We start from the raw sequence: 18162 nt of genomic DNA, 5'->3' as shown, positions 1-18162 counted from the left end.
GGCGTTAGCCCCTTGCAGTTGCCGTGTGCTGAAGCGCACGCATATCGCGAATCAACTCGGCCTTGCGGTACGCCTCATCGACGTTCGGCGTTGTCAAATTGATGGTGGTCGAGTTGTCGATGGTGGTCAGCGAGCCGCTTTCCCCGTTGCCCTTGAGGACTCGGTTAGCGGTGCCGGTCGCCGGCACTGAGGCGGCCTGGTACCCGGACTGAGCCAAGGTTTGGGATGCCTGCGTTGATGCCGACCGTGCCTGCTGCCACGTCGACAAGGTCTCCCCGTAATCGGTGACCGCAGAAGGGATCAGGTCCCGTGGATCCGGGAGGCCGAGCGGATCGAGCGTGCTCGATACCAAGTCCTCGAACCCGGTCGACAAGGCGGATGTGAACCGCGACTGCGCGTTCACGCCGACCTGCTCGAACGTCTCTACGCCCGAGTCGGATGTGGTCGGCGTCGTGGACGGGGTCGGTGAGGTGACGGTGTCGGTGTTGAGTGGTTCCGGGATCGTCTGGGCCTGCGGGTTTTCAGCGACGCCAGCCTTTTGGGCTTGCATGTTGTCGATGAACTGCCGGAACATCAACCACTGGGGGTTGGTCAGGACCGCTTCGGGCAGGCCCGAGGTGTTCCACCCGAAGGTGTTGTTCTCGAAGATGCCGCCCTGGTCGTAACCGTGGCCCTTGCCCCAGTCGGTGGTCAGGTCGTTGCCGTACCGGGACCGGTAGTAGCGCAACGCTGCGACCATGTTCGCCAGCGGGTCTGTGCGGTCATTCGGTAGCGACGGGTCGCGGTGAGCCGCGAATGTGCCAGGAATGATCTGCAGGAGACCCTGGGCTTCGTTGCCGCCGGAGTTGACGTCCTGGACCTGTTGGATGATCGACGGGTTGCCACCGGACTCGGACTGGATCTGCGCCATCATGGCGTTGACCTGTGCCGGGTCGTCGGCGTTGAACCCTTCGCGGCGCATCGCTTCCATGGCGAGGTCACGCCACTGCTCGACGCCGTCGGTGGGGTTGTAGTTCGCTCCCCCACCACCGGATGAGCCGGAGCCCAACACTTTGGTGGCGAGCGCTTCGACCATCTTCTGGGCGAACGCCTTCGGGATCTTCCCGGCCTCCCCCAGGCCTTCGATGTCAGGAACGGAGTTCGCGACGTTGCGAAGTGGGTTCAGCAGGAGGGTGTTCGCGAGCGCGTTTCGGCCACTGCGGACCGCGCCGCCGAGGACTGACCCGATGCGGGAGAAGATCGACGCCTTCTCTTCATCGGACAGGTTGCCGAGGAAATCGTTTGCGCCCCAATGGACATGGTCCATGTGCTGGGCGTTCGTGGTTGCGCCGAAGTCGTGCGGCTGACCTTCGTCGAGGTTCTGCCACCCGTTGAGTGGCCAGTGGATCAGCTCCGCTGACTGTGGGTAGGTGTTGTAGATCCAGCGGGCGATTTCCTGCATCGGGCCGCCGAGGTCGATGGCCTTGCCCTGCATATGCAGGTCGTAGCCACTGCCTACGTCGGTGAAGCGCTTGCCCGAAGTCAGCACCGCATCGGGGATCGCGGTGCGCACCAGATCCCACAGTTGAGCCTGGATCGGGTCGAGCGGGTCGCTGGTCTGGACGACACCACCGCCGTCGGCGTAACCCTGGGGGCCATCACCTTGCGGCTTGGACTGCAGACCACCGCCTTGCAAGACCGCGCCACGCATCTTGTACATGGCTTCGTGCCCGCCCGCGGCTTTGACCTCGTCGGCCGTCCAGACGTGTTCGCCGTTGGACAGCCGGTACAGCCCGGCCTTGTCGTCCTTTGGTCCGCCGGGGCCCTTCACAGGGCCGCCGGGACCACCCATCCAACGGCCGCCGACGTGCCCGCCCGGTTCGGGGCGGGTTGGGCGGCCTGCGAAGAAGTCACCGGTTCCGGTGCCGACCTTGTCGATCGGATCCCAGGTCGGGAGGCCGAGTTTCGAGGCGACCTTGTTCCACAGTTCACCGAAGGTGTTGAGGATGTCGATGACCGCGTTGATCGGGCCCTGCAGTTTGCCCGGCAGGGTGCCCCAGGAGGTGCCGATACCGCCGGTGATGCCGTCGAAGAACGATGGCAGCCCGGTGAAACTGCTGGTCAGGTTGCCCAGTACTGTGCTGCCGACGAGCGTTTCGACGACGGTCTTGACTTTGCTGCCCATGCTGGCCCAGGAGGCTCCGGCTTCCTGGTCGACGTGTTCGTCGGAGTCGAGGGCGACCTGCTTCTGCCCTGTCGACAAGGTTGGCAAAGCGCCACCGGAACCGGTGAGGCCGCTGATGATTCCGTGCAGCTTCGTGCCGAAGTTCAACCAGGAGGTGCCAGCCGAGTTCGAGTTCGTCTCGGCCGAAGTAGCCAGACCCTGGAAGTTCTCAGACAGCCCGGTGATCTTGGCGTTAGCCTCGTCGTCGTCTTCGGCCAGCCACTGCCACAGCCCACCGAGACCGGTAGCGCTCCGAGTGAGCGGCGAATCGAGGATCTTGTCGCCGAGGCTGCCTTCTTTGACGCCGGGGAAGAACCCGCCCGTATGGTCGAGTTTGTTGCCGTGCTTGTCGACGCGCTCGCCGTCGTAGTTGTAGTACTCGTCCCCCATCCAGAAGTTCTTCTTGGTCCTGGATGGATCGATCTCGGTGGGGAGACGCGGTCGGGTTTCGTTGAAGCCGTCGAGCCCGGCGCCATCGCTGCCTTGGGGGGACAGGATCGGCGGGTTCGATGGGGTTTCGTCGAACCCGTTCAGTCCGCCACCGTCTGGGCCGGTGCGGTCTTCCGGCGCCTGCTCCGGGGGCTTCTGCCCGGTTGGTTCTGGTTCGGGGAGTAGCCCGAGGTCGTCGGCGATTTGGTACGCCGTCTTCATCAGGTCGACGATGGCTTGGACGGTCGCCTTGATGTCGGCGAAGAAGTCCTTCACCGCCTGCTGACCTTCGGGGGTCTTCAGGAAGTCGTTCCATTCGGACAGCGTTGTTTTGATGCTGTCGAGCCAGGATTCGCCGGTTTCGTCGCTGCCCCGGAAGAGGCTGTTGATGACCCCGCCGATTTGCTTGACGATCTCCCAGATTTCGTTGAAGGTGTCGAGCGATTCGCGAAGGAACCCTTTGAATTTGTTCTGTCCCTCTTCGGATTCCGCCCATTCGCGGAAGTCCTTCATCAAGTTCGCGAATCGTTCCGCACCTGATGGCATGAAGTCGGAGCCGACCCCTGCGAGGGACAGCATCGCCTGGAGCAGGTCGTTGATGCCGTCAAGCAGCGGGCCGATCGACTTGCGAGTGTTCTCGAAGATGCGGGCGAACTTCGACCGCGATGATTCGGTTTCCAGGTCGGCGAACGCCCGACGCAGGCCGCCATTGATCTCGGTAGCGATGCCGCCGAGCCCGGTTTTCAGATCGGGGATCCATTTGCGGACGAGGCTGCCGATGGAGTCGCCCATTTTGTCGAGCAGCTTTTCCTGCACGAACGAACGGAGTTCACCCAATGCTGGTTTCAGGTCCAGCATGGTTTGCACCAGCGCGCGTGCGGCCGGTGACAGGCTCGCCATCTTGCGGGCGAATTCGTCGGCGGCATCGCCGCCGTCATTCAACGCCTCAACGACCGCCTGCTGCGCCTCCGCCAGTTGGGATTTGGCGTCAGTGAGGGACTGATGCGCATCAGTAAGCGTTTGGTTCGCGTCGGTCTCAGCCTGTGCGGCTTCGGCGACACGTTCCTGCGCCGCGACGACCTGGTCAGAGCCCTCGACGCCCTTGACGTTGGCCTCGTTGACCTGCTGTTGCAGTTCACGGGACTCACGCAGGGTGTCCTGCTGATCAGCCAACGCCTGGTTGTAGTTGTATACGGCGCGGCGCCGGTCGGTGGCAGATGCGTCGGAATCCTTGAAGGTTTCCTGCATCGCTTCCCAGGCTTCGGCGACCGCGATGGCGGCGCCTTCCTCGTTCAGCGAGGTTCGGCCGAGTTGCCGGTTAAGGTCTTCGAGTTCCTTGGTGGCGTCCTCGCGGGCCTTCGTCAGCGCCTTCTGCGCAGTGGCAGAAGCCTTCTGCGCCGACTGCACACCACGCTCAGCAGAGGCCACACCACGTTCAGCGGACGCAACACCACGCGCTGCCGCGGTAGCTTGTTTCTGGGCGGATGCAACGGCTTTCGCCTGCGCCTCTGCCTGCTTTGCGGCGCCTTCGCGGGCCTTCTCGGCAGCTTTGAACGCATCGGTGATGCCGCGGGTGCCGACCACGATGGTGGCGATGACGGAGGCGAATCCGGCAAACGCTGCAGGCAGGAGCGCGACGACGCCGGCGGCTTGGGTGAGTTGCCCGAGCAGCGGGACCAATGACACCGCGGCGAGCGCGATGAGCGCGACTTTGGCGACGCCGACCAGGTTCGTGAAGCTGAACAGGTTACGGATCGCGAGGTCGGAGGCGGCGTTGAATGCACTGAGCCCAGCACCGAGGGCGCTGCCGATGGAACCTTGCCGGTTGCGGGCACGGTCGACGCGGTCGTGGGCGTCGGCCTCTTGGTTCATGAGGGAGCTGAGGCGGCCGGTGGCGTCGGCATGGTCGCGTCGGGCGCGGGCGAGGCGTTGTTCGGACGCGATCCGCTGCGACGCGGACGCATTGCTATTGGCCAGCACCTCGGCGTGGCGTTGCTCGGCGAGGTTGAGCCGGTCGAGGGTGTCGCCCTGTTGGCGGCGGGCGTTCTCCAGGCGGGCGAGGACGTTGGCCAGCTCGGCTTCCGCGCGTGCCACCGAGGCCCGGTCGACCTCCACCTGGAGGCGGATCGCGCGCACGGTCTGGGAGAAGATCCCGCCACGGCGGCCCCGCAACGCATTGCGGGCGGCACCGTTGGCGCCGATCGCTCCGACGTCGTCCCCGACGGACGCGGCGAGAGACCGCAGCGCCATCAGCTGAGCGACTGCCGCGGTGGTGTCGACGTTGACGTTCATCGACAGCGGGCTGGCGGCGACCGCGATGCGGAAGTCCTCGATCTGCCGGACGGCTTCGCTCAGGTCGAGCTTCATCCGCAACTCGGCCTCGGGCAAAGTCGATTTCAGGCCGCGAATCTTCTGCCGGAGTCCTGCTTCGGACAGGCGCAGGGTGACGGTGGCTTCGACGCCGGCGGCGGCTTCATTGACTTTGCCGCGCAGGGTGGTGCGGAATCCTTTCGCCAGGTCCGGCGAGAACAGGATCTTCGTACCGGCTTCGCGGGCTTCGGTTTTCGCCGCTGCTTTCAGTTCGGTGCGGAACCGGGGCGCCAGCTTGTACCCGAATTCGATCTTCGCGCCAGCCTTTTCGGCGGCGTCTTTCGCCTTCGTCTTGACGTCGGCGTTGAAGCCCTTCGCCAGGACCGGTTTCAGAGTCACATTCAGCGACTCGTCGATCGGTTTGAGAAGGGCTTTCACCGATGCCCGGAAATTGCTCGCGAGTGCCGGGCGGAGGTAGATGCGGGCCGAGCCAGCGTTGTACGCACCGAAGGTGGCCATAGGGCACCGCCTCTATTCAGATGTTGACGCCCAGCTTTTTCAGGGCGTCCATAACGCTGATTTGGTCGAGCTTTTCCCGCGCAATGGCTTCCGCTGTGCGCGGTCGCGGTTCGGCGGGCATGGGGGGCGGCAGTTTCCCTGTCAGCGACCCCGGGATGACCCGCATCAGCTCCTTGAGCAGGTCAATCTGTCTGAGCTGCAGAAGGACTGGCAGCGAGTAGCCGACGAACGACAATGGTTGTTGTTCATCGGAGAGCGGCTGCTGGGCTCGCTCGAACCCGATCCGTTCGTCGGCGGCGACCGCGGCCTGATACCAGCTGTCCATCGGGAGACGGCGCAGCAGTCGGTACAGCTGTGGCCACGGGCGTACACCACGGAAGTAGTCGAGCAGGTCCCAACCGAACCGGTCGGCCAGGTCGTATTCGATTTCTTCCCCGAAATCCTCGATGAGGATTACGAGGCCGAGGCGCCCCCCGGCAGATCACCGGCTTCGGTCGGCAGGGAGTGGAAGTGGGCGTTGATGTCCTCGAGCAGTGGGAGGATGACGTTGGCGTCAACGGTTCGCACCACGTCCCAGACCGCGTCGTAGGAGTCGCCGAGCACAGCCTTGATCAGGCGTGGGAGGTTGGCGGGGTCGACGCTGCCGCGTTTGTCGATCAGTTCGGCGAAGGCCAGCACCTGCTCGGAAGTCACCGGTTCATGCACCGGGGTGGGCGGGTTGGTGCCGTCGAACATGTACGGTTCGGTCTTCTCGCGAGCCTGCTCGGCGTCGGCGCGCATCTTCGCCCATCGCGACATGGGGGCGGTCTCGGTTACAGCGGTGGTCTTCTTGGAAGCCATTTTCGTTCTCCTGGCGGGAGTGGAGGGTTACTTCTTAGGGGCGGGGCGCGGCGTCGCTGGCTTGGGGTCAGCGGTGCGCGTGGGGGCCGGTTCGGTGACGGCGCGGTAGCCCTGTGCGTGCAGGTTTTCGCGCTCGGTGGGCGAGCCGACCAGGCATTCGCGGCCGTCCGGAGAGACCATGCGAATCGGGGTGAAAGCCATAGGTGTTCTCCTGGCTGAGGTCCTGGCGAAAGTTGCGGAAAGGGGTCGCCCCGCGCGCGGCCAGGAATCACGCGCGGGGCGACGGTTCAGGGGGCGATCAGGCGTAGGTGACCGCGTAGGCGGTCGACGGGCCGGTCGCGTTGGTGACGATCACGTTGTGAGAACCCGCCGTCTTGGCTGGGGTGGTGATCGCCAGTGTGTTGTCGTCGACCAGCGTGTAGTCGGTCGCGGCGGTACCACCCACAGTGACGGCGGAGACGCCCGTGAAGTGGTTGCCCTTGAGCACCACCGATTCGCCACCGGCCGCGGCGAGCGAACCCGCAGGCAGGTGCGAGGTGACCGTCGGAACAGCGGCGGTCGCGGAGAAGCCCATCGACGCAACGAGATTCGCGACGCCAGGACCGCAGATGACGTTCTTCAGCGAGTAGCCAAGAGTCGAGTCGATCTTGCCCGCCCAGGTGATGTTGTAGTTCAGGGCGCCGTCCTGCGACCAGGACTGCTCACCGACCTCGGTGACGATCGCACGCGGCAGGATACGCAGGATGTAGATCGCGTCGGCGCCGTCGCCGTCGACCATGCCGAAGATCAACCGGTGGTAGCGGGTCGACGGGCTGGTGGGGTCGTTGTACTGGATTTCGTTGGTCGTCGCGTCGGCGGTGACCGCGGACAGATCCATGCCGGAGTACAGCTCAAGCGAACGCCGCTGGGTCTGCAGCAGGGTGGTCGACACCGTCACCTTGCGGGAGATGATGTCGGTGCGAGGCGGCTCGAGCGCGCCCCACGCTTCGATGTCGTTGGATTCGACCTCGGGGCGGAACGTGGGTGGTGCGTCCTTGGCGGTAAAGCCGAGCGACTCGAAATCGGTGAGGGACTGGAATTCAGCCGAGACGCCGGAGGTGAACGCGGCGGGGATGGTTGCGTCGTCGTCGCCGATGAGCACGAAGCCCTTGTTCGGGCGGCGAATCAGCTCCGGCTTCCAGGCCGCGAGCTGTTCGAAAGTGACAGCAGGCATGAAGGTTTCCTTGATTTGGGCACACCGAGAACCCCGCCAGCCATCGAGCGGCCCGGGGTGGTGTGAAGAAGAGAGAGGCGGAGGCTAGGCGCGGGGCCTGCGGTAGGAGAGGCGGACCGTCGCGGACACACCGCGGGCGTCGCGGCGTTCCGGCGGGATGTATTGGCCGCCGGTCGCTTCCTCGGCAACGTCGATCAAGAACCCGCCTGGCGCGGTGTTCCCGGCGGCCAGGATCCGTTCTTGGCCTGCGGTTTTCAGGGTCTTGGATTCGGCGCGCGTGGCGGCGACGTACTCGACGTCGATCACGGGGTTGTCGGCGACGCCGTCTTCCCGACCGCCGACGCGGGTGACGTAGATGTAGGGCGGGTCGATCTCATCGGACTCGAAGGTGACTACGGGGGCGATGTCGTCGAGGAGCGCTTTCATCACGTCGTCGAAATCTGGGTAGGGAAGCACTAACCCTCCACGTCTCGGATGAAGTCGCGCATCACGTGCTCGGGGCGGTTCCAGCGGGTGCCGTGTTCACGGAAGCGGGCGTAGTAACCGGACGCGTAGGTGACACCTTGCTGTTTCCCGGTGGCGTCTAGTTCGGTGAATGCTTCGGTATGGGTGGCGTTGTAGCCCGTTCTCCATTTTGAGCGCATGGCCCATCTATCGGCCCCTTGTTCCGCCACTTCTTGGAGGAATTCGGCAAGCTCTGGAGAACCTCGAAAGAATGCGTCCATATCCATGCTTGAGCCGTCGTATTCCAATGGCATCACCTGCTTGAATTTGCTAGACTTGAAATCGAAATGACTGACTATCGTTGTCGCGTTTGCGATTCCAGCTATTCCACCGTTGGCCCGCGCGGGCGAGAACCGCGCGCACACTTCTGCGACAATTGCTTGCCGTACCATCATTGGTGTTACCGATGCCACCGAGCACGCCTAATATCCCAGTTCGCACCGTGGCCATCCAGGGCAAATGGGCTTGATTCGTGTTGCATTCCGTGCCGAAACCACATGACGCTCAAGCTGCTGGACTGCGCAGGCTGTAACGCGACCTTCATGACCGATGCGCGCCGAATGGTGGATGGTCGCCTTAAAGTCCATAACACCAGATCGAAATACCTGTGCGACACCTGCGTGGAGAGGGTCGCAGTATGCGTTGCGTGCTCTACAGCGAAACCTCTGTCTGACTTCGGAAAAGGAAGGCTGAACCGTCGCGGAGTCAAGTATCACTGCAAAACATGCCGGGCCGAGGAGTGGAATCGCCTTCCGAAGCTACGTAAACGCAGGGTCTACAAGTACGGACTTACGGTCGACGACTACGAGCGTATGTGGAAGGCTCAGGACGGGAAGTGCGCTATTTGCCGCCTACCGCAGAAGCGCTATTCTGATGGTCGACTCATCGATCTCGCCATCGACCACTGCCATGCAACAGGCCAAGTTCGCGGCCTGCTATGTTCTGGCTGCAATCGAGCTATCGGATTGGTAGACGACGATCCGGCGATCTTGGAGGCGGCGGCAGCCTATTTGCGGCAGGCGTCGACTCGAACGCTGCGGAGCGCGTAGGCATCAGACCCGTCGTATTCCACTGTTGCCGTCCTTCGCGATCTTGAACCGCACACCTGTCGACCAGCCGGTGAACGGGTTCGGGGTTTCGCGGACTTGCCCGTCGATGACGAATTCCCTTGTGCCCAGCCGGATTCGGTCTGTCTCTAGGACGTCCGAACCGTGTGGAGCAGTGACCTGGGCGACCAACATGCGTTGCTCACCGTGGGTCGAGTCCTCAGTGTCTGTCGCCCATTTGAGATCGCAGGGCCCGATCTGGTGCTCGACCACCGTCGAGTTGACGGGGTCGCCTTCCCAGTTGCGGGCGGCGCCACGAATGACGGTGAGCATGGTCCCGGCGGGGTAGGTCGGGTGCGCGTAATTCACCATCAGTCCGGCCTCGTGGATGCAAGCCCGGCGTTGCGAAGGATCAGCAGCGCGGCCGAATGCAGCTGCTTGAGGGCACGTTCGACTTCGGCGCCGGTGATGGAGTCTCCGTAGACGACCGACCCGCCGTCGGCGGTCTGGGATGCGACCGCGAGTTCACGGCCGACAGTGCCGGCGACCGGGTTGAGCCCGGCCAGTGACCACATGGCAGCTTGGGCGCAGGTTGCGTCCCGGAACGCTTCAGCGATCGCGGTGTCGGTGGGGAGCCCGGCGGTGTCGACGTCGTAGTGGTCGCACATGGTGACGCGGCGGACCAGGATCGACGCGAACCGCAGCAGCAGCGCGGCGTTGGCGGGGGCCGTGCCGGTCAACCATCCGCCGGCGATGAGGTCGTCGGGTTGGGCGTAGATCAGCACAGCCATCGGTCACGCTGCCTTGGTGCGCCGGGTCGACTTGACTGCAGGCTTGGGCGCTGCCTCGGGTTCCGGTTCAGGCTCGGGCTCGGGCTCGGGCTCGGGCTCGGGGGCAGGTTCCGGTTCAGGCTCGGGCTCGGGCTCGGGCTCGGGCTCGGGGGCAGGTTCCGGTTCGGGCTTCGGCTTGGCCGGTGGGGCGACCTCGGTCCACCAAGCCCAGTCGAGCAGGTCCGGGCGCGGGTCCTCGGACTCGATGACCCACGCGGGGTCGTGGAGGTATCGGTAAAAATGGGGCACTGCGGCTCTCCAAAAGTGTTGGTAGGCAACCACTCCCCAGCGCCACCCGGTTGAGGTGGCGCGGGGTGGAGGTCACGCCTGCAGCGGGCCGCGCAGCAGCACGGAGCGGTTGGCATCCAGCGTCGCGACACCGTAGAGGATGTCGAAGCTGATGATGTCCTGCTTGTGCACGTGGTCGCGGTCGATCGTGGTACGCAGGCTGATGCCCTTGTAGGTCTCGATCGCGTACGAGGTGCCTGCAGACAGCGGACGAGGCAGCGGCACCGAAGTGAACGTGAACGCGGTCTCGTGGAACGCCAGACCAACCTCGGTGGTGGGCTGACCCGACGCCGGCGAACCCGAAGGCTGCACGATGTTCTGGGTCATGTAGGCGTCGAAGTTGAACAGGTTGTCACCGATCGAGCCGCGACGCAGGGCCTCGGTCGAGCCGCTCTGGTCGTAGCGCTTCAGCAGATCCGAGTTCAGCCACTTGGCCTTGGCGGTGGGGCCGACGACGGCGTGGCGCCGCATGCTCGGGACCTTCTGGATATCGAGCTGGCGACCGGCCTCGATCAGGACCTCAGGCTTGTCCCACTCATGACCGGCAGGGGTGACACCGGCGAAGGCAGTGGTGTTGGCCTTCATGTGGGCGATGATCGCCCGGTCGACGAACTGGGCGAGGCCCTCGGCCGCGGGGACGGCGATCTGGGCGTCCATCGACTCCAGCTCGAGTAGCGCGGACTCGTCGGTGATCTCGAGCGAGATGTCGGCGATCTTGTCCAGCTTGACCGGCACCGAGGTCTCGGTGGCGTTCTGGACCTGGATGCCGGCGGTGCGGTCGAACAGCGCGGCGTTCAGGACCGCCGGCTTGCGCACGTTGACGGTGTCGCCGACCTTGGCCTGGAACTCACCGGAGTAGCCGGTGTGGACCAGTGGCAGCATGACCAGGTTTTCGTACAGGTTCGCGAGGACCTGACGCGCGATGACATCGGGCGTCAGAAAGGTGTTAGCCAATTGTGGCTCCTAGGTTAGAGCCCGCCGTTTTCGCGCTTAGCGCGCATTTCGAGGCGGATTTCTTCAACGGATTTGGGGCCGCGCACCTTTGGTGCTGCGTTGCCCCCGGAGAGGTCTCCGCCGCTGCGAGGAGCCGCCACCTGGGCAGTCGTCTTCTTCAGCTTTGGATTGGATTCGACGGCTGCGGCGACAATGGCTTCCATCTGGGAAGCGAAATCGTCTGCGGCGAGGTCGAGTTTGTTCAGCGCACCGGTACCGGCGAGGTATGGGGCGAGAATGCTGGTGTCGCCGTCGCATTTTTCGGCCGCATCGTTGAGTGCCTTTTCGATGCGGAGTGCGCGGAGTTCCTTGGCGACCGAGTCGCGTTCGGCGGCGAGCTGGGTTTCCCGGTCCTGCGCCTGCTTCAGCAGGTCGGCGGGGTCGGGTGGGGTGTCGTCCTTGATCAGGCCGAGCGTGCGTGCGATTTGTTCGGTCAGGGTTCGCTGGGCTTCAGCAGCGGCCTCCTGGGCTGCCTGCTTAGCCTTTTCGTCGCCCTTGACGCGGTTCGCCGCGGCTTCCTCGCGAAGCTTCTTGACGTAGGCTTCGTCGTAGGTTTTCGCGGGCTTTTCCGGTGCTGGTTCGGTGTCAGCGGCCGGGGTGGTGGTCTCGGTGGCCTGTACAGAGTCACCGGGAGCCGGGGTGGTGTCGGTGACGGCGGGTGCCGTGTCGACGGGGGTGCTGTTTTCAGTTGTGGGTGTTGCGGGGGTGTTGGCTTCGTCGGCCATGAATGTGCCTCCTGGACACGTGAAAACACCCGTGGCACCAGGCCGAACGGGGTGTTGGAATGACGAAACCCCCAGGGCCAGATGGCCGGAACTGGGGGTTATTTGCACCCGCGCAAAATGGGCGGGAAGTCTTCAATTATTTGAGCGGAGATTTGAGGAATCGAACCCCTGCCCCGTGAGGGGCCGCGCCGCTTTCAAGGCGGTCCCGCCACCATGGCGGTTAAATCTCCTTGGCTGGCCTGCCAGGATTCGAACCTGAACCTTCTGAACCAGAGTCAGACGTGCTGCCGTTGCACTACAGGCCGGTGGCAGGCTCGCCAGGATTCAAACCTGAACGCCCGGAGCCAAAATCCGGAATGCTGTCGTTACATCACGAGCCTACGAATTGTCAGTCGCCGAGCAACCTGGCTCGCGCCGATGCGGCCCGCCGGGCACCGTTGGTGCCGTCGAGCAAACCCTGGAACGCACGCTCGGCCGCATCGATCAGTTCAGCCGGCGGGTTTGGGTACGCCTCTGCCACGGCCGACAGGGCGTCCGCGGTGTCTGTATCGAGGGGGTGATCGGTGAGGTCGACACCCTGGTCGCGGGCTGCGGCGAGCGCGTACTCAAATCGGGTACGGAGCTCGTCATCGGTGGGCCGGCGGGCGCCTGTCCTCACGGGGCACTCCTCGACTTGTCTACTAGCAGCTTGTGCAGCACTTTCGCGGGTTCACTGGCATTGTCGCCGCGCAGCTCTACCTCGGCAAACGCTTCGGCGATCGCCTCGCGGGCGAAGAAGTTGCCGTCCAGGTCGAAGCAGTAGCCGGGCAGCTGGCGTAGCCAGCTGTCGTAGCGAGCAGCGAAGTCGTCGTGGGATTCGCCGGTGCGCCTCGGGTAGTGCGTTCGGAAGTGTGCGTCGAGTGCGTCGTCGGCTGCGCGTCGGCCTTCGAGTTGCCCGGCGACGTCGAGGACGTGGCCGAACTCGTGCACGATGACCGCGTAGACGGGGCGCTGCTCGAACCCTGGTGAGTGGTAGTGGTCTGCGACGTCAGCTTCCATCGCTTCCCGGTACACGGCCGGGTTGCCTGCGTGCAGGTAGTTGAGGACGACATGGTCGACGGTCCTCGGCTGCCCCTTGGGCTTACGGTTCGGTGCTTCGCCGAACACTCGGTCTGGGTCCGGGGACATGACGGGGCCGATGAGGATGCGGTTCGGGCGCATCTGCGGGTAGCGGGTCATCATGTCGTCGACGGCTCGTGCGTATTCCTGCACCACTTCCAGTGACAGGCCGGGCAGATCGAATCCCTCTACCGGAAGGCCGTGTCGCAGTTGCAGTATCTGGCCGACTTCCAGAGGTGTGGTGGCGTTGTCGAATGGCGATGGTGGGGTCCGTGGGCCCGGTTGGGGTTGCGGGTTGCTGCTGTCGCCGCGGCGCGCCATGCGCGGCACCTCGGCTGTGCGACCAGCCGCGACCGCGACGCGCTGGCGTACGCGGTTGGCACGCTGCTGTGCAGCGGCTGCCCGGCGGGCAGTGCGGCGTGTTTCGCTGACGCGGACGGCGCGCGGTGGCGCCGGATTGTCCGGTGTCCATACTCGGATGGTGTGGCGGCAGTTCGGGTGGAACAGGCCACGGTCGAGAGCTTCGCGCAGCGAGCACATCACGTGGACGGCGACAGTGTTCCCGGTGCTGGTGTTGCGGGTGATCGCGCCGACGGTGGAACCGCTGATCGAGATGACTTTGCCTTCGAACGGTCGGCACGTTTCGCAGGAGCCGGGGACATCGGAGACGACGAACAGGTCGTGCCCGTCGGTGGCGAGTTGCTGTGTGTAGCCCTCGATTTCGGCAGTGGATACGGCGTTGCGTATCTGTGCTTCGACGTAGGCGACGAGCTCGCGGCGGCGGCCGTGGGTGTCGACCAGCGCGGTGAACCCTTGTCGGGCGTCGCGCTGCAGGGACCGTTCGAGCGCTTCCCGGTGCTGCTGGGCGGTTTCCGCTGTCGTGGTGTGGTCGACGGCGCGGCGGAGGACTGCCTCGGTGGCGGCGGGTAGACCACTGTTCGCGGCGTCGAGTGCGTCGAGGACACGGTCGACCAGGCGGTTGGTGATCCGGTCGTCGGTGTGTGACCGGTGGCTGCCGGTATCGGTGCGGGCTGCGGCGGTGCCGTCGGCCCATCCTCGGGTGATCGCTTCCCGCACCAGGGCGGGCGCGCGGTCGCCGGCGTCGTCGACGAGTTTGCTGACCCCGGCCCGGAACTTCGGGATGTTCATCAGGATCCGCATCAGCCATCGGCGGCCGAAGCCGTCGAGGCCGAGTACCTTCGCGATCCACCGCCACAAAGCCAGCTCGAGCGCCTTGTAGAGGCGGACGAGCGGCATGGCGTGGCGGTCACCGTTGGACGGGGTGAGAGGCATCAGACCTCCGCGTCGTCGTCCGGCTTCTTCGTCGGGGCGGGGTTGTCCTGCTGCAGGTCGCTGTGTGCGTCCTCGCTGTCGATCGCGGGGCCGAAGTCGCCGGTGTGATCGGGCACGAGGACGTCGAATTCGTCGGCGAGGCGTTGCACTTCGTCGGCGACTTCATCGTTGGACCAGTTCGGGTGTCGTTCCCGGACAGCGGTTTCGCGGGACATGACCTGTGCGGCGCGCATGTTCGCGATCGCGGTTGACAGTTGGACGGGGTCCTGGTCGACGCGGACGGGGAACTTCATCTCCGGCTCGGCGAGGAGCTCGAAGCTGGTGCCGGGGTAGATGATCCGGTCGAGCTCGAGCATCGTGCGGGCGAGCGGCTGCACTGCGGACTGCCAGTACAGGATTTTGCGGTTGCGGGTCTGGTTGGACTTGTCTTTGCGGGCCGAGACCTCGGTGGCGGTGATAGCGACAGCTTCGCCGTCGTCGAAGTCAGCCGCGCTGTAGCCGCAGGCGCGCAGGATCTGCTTGAGCAGTTTCTCGCAGGTCTTGGCGTGTTCCTCGACGCGGATTTCGAACTGTTCGGCCTGCACCAGCGGGCGGGTTTGCTCGTCCATCGTGTCGGCGGGGACACCGGTGAAGATGTCGCGTTCCCGGTCGAAGGATGCACCGCGGCCGGGGCCGTGGTCGTCGAGGAGTTCGTTCGAGACGAACAGGCGGCCTTTGGCGAGGTCGAGGTCACGCATCCACGACGACCACGCTTCATCGAGCGCGTCGAAGAGGTGCTCGACGCCTTCGAAGTCGCTGCGTCCCAACGGGGACAGGGTGGGGACGTTGCGCCACCTGCGTGCTGGTCGGACGTTCGGGATGTAGCAGGCGGTCAGCCCGGTCACGCCGGTGGCGATCGAGGACTCTTCGTCGACGAGTTCAGCGGCCCAGGCGGTGGCGTCCATCTCGGCCAGCGGCATGCGGCGGCCGATGTCGGAGTCGTCACCGCAGAACAGGGCGTGCTCGATGCGACCGGGTTCGTGGTGCTCGAGGTGGCGCCAGGTGCCGCGTTTGTCCTTGCCGACGATGGTCCAGAACGTGACCGCGGCGAGTTCGCCGTACCGCCATTGCGGGATGGCGCAATCGGGGGCGACCGCGCCGATCATCACCTTGTCGGTGGCGTCTTGGTCCCACCACAGGCGCAGGAAAACCCCACCGAGCGCGGCCTGAATCTCGGCGGCCTCGAGAAAGGTCGCGACGACATCAGCGCCGTCGAGGAGTTGATTCAGCCTGTCCTGCGCCGCTTCGAGATTGGTGGCGTCGCCGTCGTTGAACAACCAGCTCGGCGGTTGCCCGAACAACAGGTCAGCGCTGGTGGTGGCAACGTCAGCGGGTGCGGGGATGTGCAGGCGTTTGGTGTCCTGCATGACAGGGCGTCCCCACCAGAACCGAGCCAGACGGCCGACGATTCCACCGCGCAGTTGTGATGCCCGTGGGGTCGGTGCCAACGCGGTGTGCCGGTAGATCTCTTCCAGCGCTTCGGGGTTGCCTTCCCACCAAGCGCTGTGAGTCGCATAGCCCTCTTGGGCGGTGTCCCAGGGTTTCGGCGGGAATTGGCCAGCGAATTCGGGCAGCGGCATGCCACCTCCAAATGGGTGTCAGCGCGCCGAATCTCGGGCGAACGCTATGAAGTTGAGGGAGTTGCGGAGGGAACGGTCAGAACACGTTGACGTTCGACCAGCCGCGCGAATTGTGTGCGCCGACCATCAGGCCGAGCATTCCGGCCGGAGACCACACGCCGTACTGGTTCAGCATGTATTCCGACGAGCGTTCCGCTTCCAGGGCCGGGCAACCGAAAAGGGTTCGGCCTTCGAATTCCTGGGAGTAGAAGTGGTGGTAGTGGGCGGTGAAGAACAGCGACGTCGCGCCGAGTTCTCCGGTTCGGCCGAGGATTTGGCGTTCGATCGCGTTGCGGGTGCGGGTCTCCGATGAGGAGCCGCGACCCTTCTCGATGTAGCCGTGGCTGAAATAGCAATCCACACCGGACAGGCGCAGCGTCACGGCAGGGTCGCCGGCGCCGATGTGCCAGTCGATGGCAGGGGCGGCGCCGTGTTCGGCGAGCTCGTCGAACAGCTTCCGCGTTTGGCGGGCGATGTGGGTGGATGCGTTGTCGCCCTGCGTTGTTACAGGGTCTTTGGAGCCGTTGCGGGTCCACTCACCATGATTGGAGATCACCGAGGACACCGACAGTGGCAAGCCGAGCGAGGCGGCTTCCTTGATCGTCCACACGCGCAGGTCGAAGTCCAGCTCGAGCTGGCGCGACATGTTCAGTTCGACCGTGTGCGGCTGGTTCGTGTTATGAGACACGATGCCGTTCGCAATGTAGGTCCGAGACGTCGTGCCCATCACCGCGATCGGCAGGACTCCGGCCTCTTCGACGCTCATCACCTGAACGTTGTTCATGGTCCGCACGTACGGATGCCCAACCTTCGGCAGTAGCCGAACCGGCTGGAACGTTCCGAGCGCACGCAGAACCTCGGCATAGCCGCCGAGAAGGTGCAGCGTCGCGACCTGAGATTTTGAGTTCGTGTCCTCGCGGAACGCGAACTTGTGGTCGCTCAGGATGCGCTTGGCCTTCTCAAGCACGGGGCCGGGGAGCTGTGAGACGTTCAAGTGCCAGGGTTCACGTCCTGCCGCAGCCTGCAGACAGCCTTCGCCGTCGAAAAGCCCTGACATCCAGCCAGCTTCGAACGACTCGGCAGTTTCCCACGGATCGGCGAGCTTCGACACTTCGTAGTCGTAGTCCATCAGCCGGTCCGCTCGGACCCACTTCCAACGCCCTGACTTGCCCGTGCGGGCGAGAACAGGATGCTCGGCGGTGCACAGGAGCGAAGTGCCATCGGAGAAATGCACGCGCACGCTAGGGAGGTCGCGGACCTCGTTAGCGAGCACGCGTCCAGTCTCGTAGCGGCGACCGGCTGCCGACTTCCGTTCTTCTTCAACGGTGTACAGCTCATCGCCCGCTTGGAGCGTTCCAGCGGGCACCCACCGCATGTCCTTCGTCAGAACCAACTCGTCGGCGCCAACGCAGTAGTTGTTGCAGACGCCTTCGGTTTCGTCGCCCATGAACGCAACATGCACGGCGGCGAGTTCGGGTGCCAGGAACCGCGCCAGCGTCAGGTGCGCTTCGACGCCGCGGCGCCAGTTCGCGACCGCTTCCTCGGTGCCCTTCTTCCCGAGTTGGGGGTCGGCCACGAGGATCACGTAGGTACTGCCGTGGCGTCGCGGCGCGGGGGTCGGTAGCGGGTGCGCGCGTAGCGCGTCACGCCAGGCGGTGAGTGTCTCCGGAGCGATGTCGCTGGACTTGCGGCGGCGAAAACGTGCGCTGTAGGAGTACAGCTGGATGGCGTCGCGGGTGCCGTCCTCGGTGGCTTTGGACTGCTGCCACGTCGACATACGGACTGTGTCATCGACGACTTCGAATTCGGCCGCGTTCAGATTGAACAGCGCGAACACCGCGGTCCAGTCATCGTTGATCGGCCCGTCGACGACGACGTTGTTGACGGTCGCGCCGTCACTGGTGACGTCGATCGAGCCTTTGTTGATCGGGTCGCGGCTGGTGAGGTTAGCGGCGTCGGCGGCGAGAGTCACGCAGCAACCTCCACGTTGGCGAAGCATCCGCAGTCGCGGCGGAAATGCACTCGGAAGCGCGTTTCGGCTGCATCGAGCCCGTATTTCACCGCGAGCCGCCACACGTGCGCGACGGGATGCCCGTCCGCGAGGAGCGCGTCGAGCGCCTGCCGATCGCGATCATCGAGCGAGGCCAGCCAAGCCCCCGTGTTGCAGGGTCGGGATTTGCGGGTTCGCTGCCGCAATTCGAAAGCGTCATCAG

The 18162-nt window shown here is 64.7% G+C and carries 18 protein-coding genes and 3 tRNA genes; 1 reads left to right on the top strand and 20 read right to left on the bottom strand.

Features of this window, described 5'->3' with window-relative positions:
* Positions 1 to 4: 4 nt before the first annotated feature.
* From NI2_RS27445 to NI2_RS34080, 7 genes are all read right to left on the bottom strand, one after another.
* Positions 5 to 5461, bottom strand: coding sequence for a transglycosylase SLT domain-containing protein (locus NI2_RS27445; protein WP_067496592.1), 5457 nt, complete (start codon positions 5459 to 5461; stop codon positions 5 to 7).
* A 16-nt stretch (positions 5462 to 5477) separates the two neighbouring features.
* The gene (locus NI2_RS27440) at positions 5478 to 5786 is read right to left on the bottom strand and encodes a hypothetical protein (RefSeq protein WP_067496589.1); all 309 of its coding nucleotides are present in this window, start codon (positions 5784 to 5786) and stop codon (positions 5478 to 5480) included.
* A gap of 128 nt (positions 5787 to 5914) precedes the next feature.
* Complete coding sequence (locus NI2_RS27435; RefSeq protein WP_067496586.1) at positions 5915 to 6301, bottom strand: hypothetical protein; 387 nt, start codon at positions 6299 to 6301, stop codon at positions 5915 to 5917.
* A gap of 27 nt (positions 6302 to 6328) precedes the next feature.
* On the bottom strand, positions 6329 to 6481 hold the full coding sequence (locus tag NI2_RS34085) for a hypothetical protein (RefSeq protein WP_157104687.1): 153 nt from the start codon (positions 6479 to 6481) through the stop codon (positions 6329 to 6331).
* Positions 6482 to 6599: 118 nt separating this feature from the next.
* A complete protein-coding gene (locus NI2_RS27430) occupies positions 6600 to 7514 on the bottom strand; it encodes an IPT/TIG domain-containing protein (RefSeq protein ID WP_067496583.1) in 915 nt (304 codons plus the stop codon).
* 84 nt (positions 7515 to 7598) lie between these two features.
* Complete coding sequence (locus NI2_RS27425) at positions 7599 to 7970, bottom strand: phage tail termination protein (RefSeq protein ID WP_067496580.1); 372 nt, start codon at positions 7968 to 7970, stop codon at positions 7599 to 7601.
* Entirely contained in the window at positions 7970 to 8431 is a 462-nt protein-coding gene (locus tag NI2_RS34080; RefSeq protein WP_133734259.1) for a hypothetical protein, read from the bottom strand. The genes NI2_RS27425 and NI2_RS34080 overlap by 1 nt, the downstream gene beginning before the upstream one ends.
* Before the next feature lie 84 nt (positions 8432 to 8515).
* Between NI2_RS34080 and NI2_RS35770 the strand changes: the two genes are divergently transcribed.
* A complete protein-coding gene (locus NI2_RS35770) occupies positions 8516 to 9067 on the top strand; it encodes an endonuclease VII domain-containing protein (RefSeq protein ID WP_208115423.1) in 552 nt (183 codons plus the stop codon).
* A 3-nt stretch (positions 9068 to 9070) separates the two neighbouring features.
* On the opposite strand, the gene NI2_RS27415 is transcribed toward NI2_RS35770, so the two are convergent.
* The 13 genes from NI2_RS27415 to NI2_RS27365 all read right to left on the bottom strand — a co-directional run bounded on the left by NI2_RS27415 (position 9071) and on the right by NI2_RS27365 (position 18145).
* Complete coding sequence (locus NI2_RS27415) at positions 9071 to 9436, bottom strand: hypothetical protein (RefSeq protein ID WP_067496577.1); 366 nt, start codon at positions 9434 to 9436, stop codon at positions 9071 to 9073.
* Positions 9436 to 9855 carry a hypothetical protein gene (locus NI2_RS27410; protein ID WP_067496574.1) on the bottom strand — a complete coding sequence of 140 codons (420 nt, stop codon included), beginning with the start codon at positions 9853 to 9855 and terminating at the stop codon, positions 9436 to 9438. Before NI2_RS27410 ends, NI2_RS27415 begins: the two co-directional genes overlap by 1 nt.
* Positions 9856 to 9858: 3 nt before the next feature.
* Entirely contained in the window at positions 9859 to 10143 is a 285-nt protein-coding gene (locus NI2_RS34690) for a hypothetical protein (protein ID WP_067496572.1), read from the bottom strand.
* 72 nt (positions 10144 to 10215) lie between these two features.
* A complete protein-coding gene (locus NI2_RS27400; RefSeq protein WP_067496569.1) occupies positions 10216 to 11136 on the bottom strand; it encodes a major capsid protein in 921 nt (306 codons plus the stop codon).
* A 14-nt stretch (positions 11137 to 11150) separates the two neighbouring features.
* Positions 11151 to 11900 (bottom strand): hypothetical protein, encoded by a 750-nt coding sequence (locus tag NI2_RS35765; RefSeq protein ID WP_067496565.1) that lies wholly within the window; start codon positions 11898 to 11900, stop codon positions 11151 to 11153.
* Positions 11901 to 12045: 145 nt separating this feature from the next.
* Positions 12046 to 12130, bottom strand: a tRNA-Ser gene (locus NI2_RS34065).
* A 1-nt stretch (position 12131) separates the two neighbouring features.
* Positions 12132 to 12205, bottom strand: a tRNA-Gln gene (locus NI2_RS27390).
* Between the two features lies 1 nt (position 12206).
* Positions 12207 to 12280: transfer RNA gene (locus NI2_RS34060), tRNA-Gln, on the bottom strand.
* Positions 12281 to 12288: 8 nt separating this feature from the next.
* The gene (locus NI2_RS27385; protein WP_067496562.1) at positions 12289 to 12558 is read right to left on the bottom strand and encodes a hypothetical protein; all 270 of its coding nucleotides are present in this window, start codon (positions 12556 to 12558) and stop codon (positions 12289 to 12291) included.
* Positions 12555 to 14291 (bottom strand): phage minor capsid protein, encoded by a 1737-nt coding sequence (locus NI2_RS27380; protein WP_067496559.1) that lies wholly within the window; start codon positions 14289 to 14291, stop codon positions 12555 to 12557. The genes NI2_RS27385 and NI2_RS27380 overlap by 4 nt, the downstream gene beginning before the upstream one ends.
* On the bottom strand, positions 14291 to 15910 hold the full coding sequence (locus NI2_RS27375) for a phage portal protein (RefSeq protein WP_067496556.1): 1620 nt from the start codon (positions 15908 to 15910) through the stop codon (positions 14291 to 14293). The genes NI2_RS27380 and NI2_RS27375 overlap by 1 nt, the downstream gene beginning before the upstream one ends.
* A gap of 76 nt (positions 15911 to 15986) precedes the next feature.
* A complete protein-coding gene (locus NI2_RS27370) occupies positions 15987 to 17921 on the bottom strand; it encodes a Hint domain-containing protein (protein ID WP_067496553.1) in 1935 nt (644 codons plus the stop codon).
* A complete protein-coding gene (locus tag NI2_RS27365; protein WP_157104686.1) occupies positions 17918 to 18145 on the bottom strand; it encodes a hypothetical protein in 228 nt (75 codons plus the stop codon). The genes NI2_RS27370 and NI2_RS27365 overlap by 4 nt, the downstream gene beginning before the upstream one ends.
* Positions 18146 to 18162 lie beyond the last annotated feature (17 nt).

It is taken from the genome of Nocardia ignorata NBRC 108230, from assembly GCF_001612905.1.
In the GTDB taxonomy this organism is placed as follows: domain Bacteria; phylum Actinomycetota; class Actinomycetes; order Mycobacteriales; family Mycobacteriaceae; genus Nocardia; species Nocardia ignorata.
This window is presented reverse-complemented; position numbering and strand designations above follow the sequence as displayed.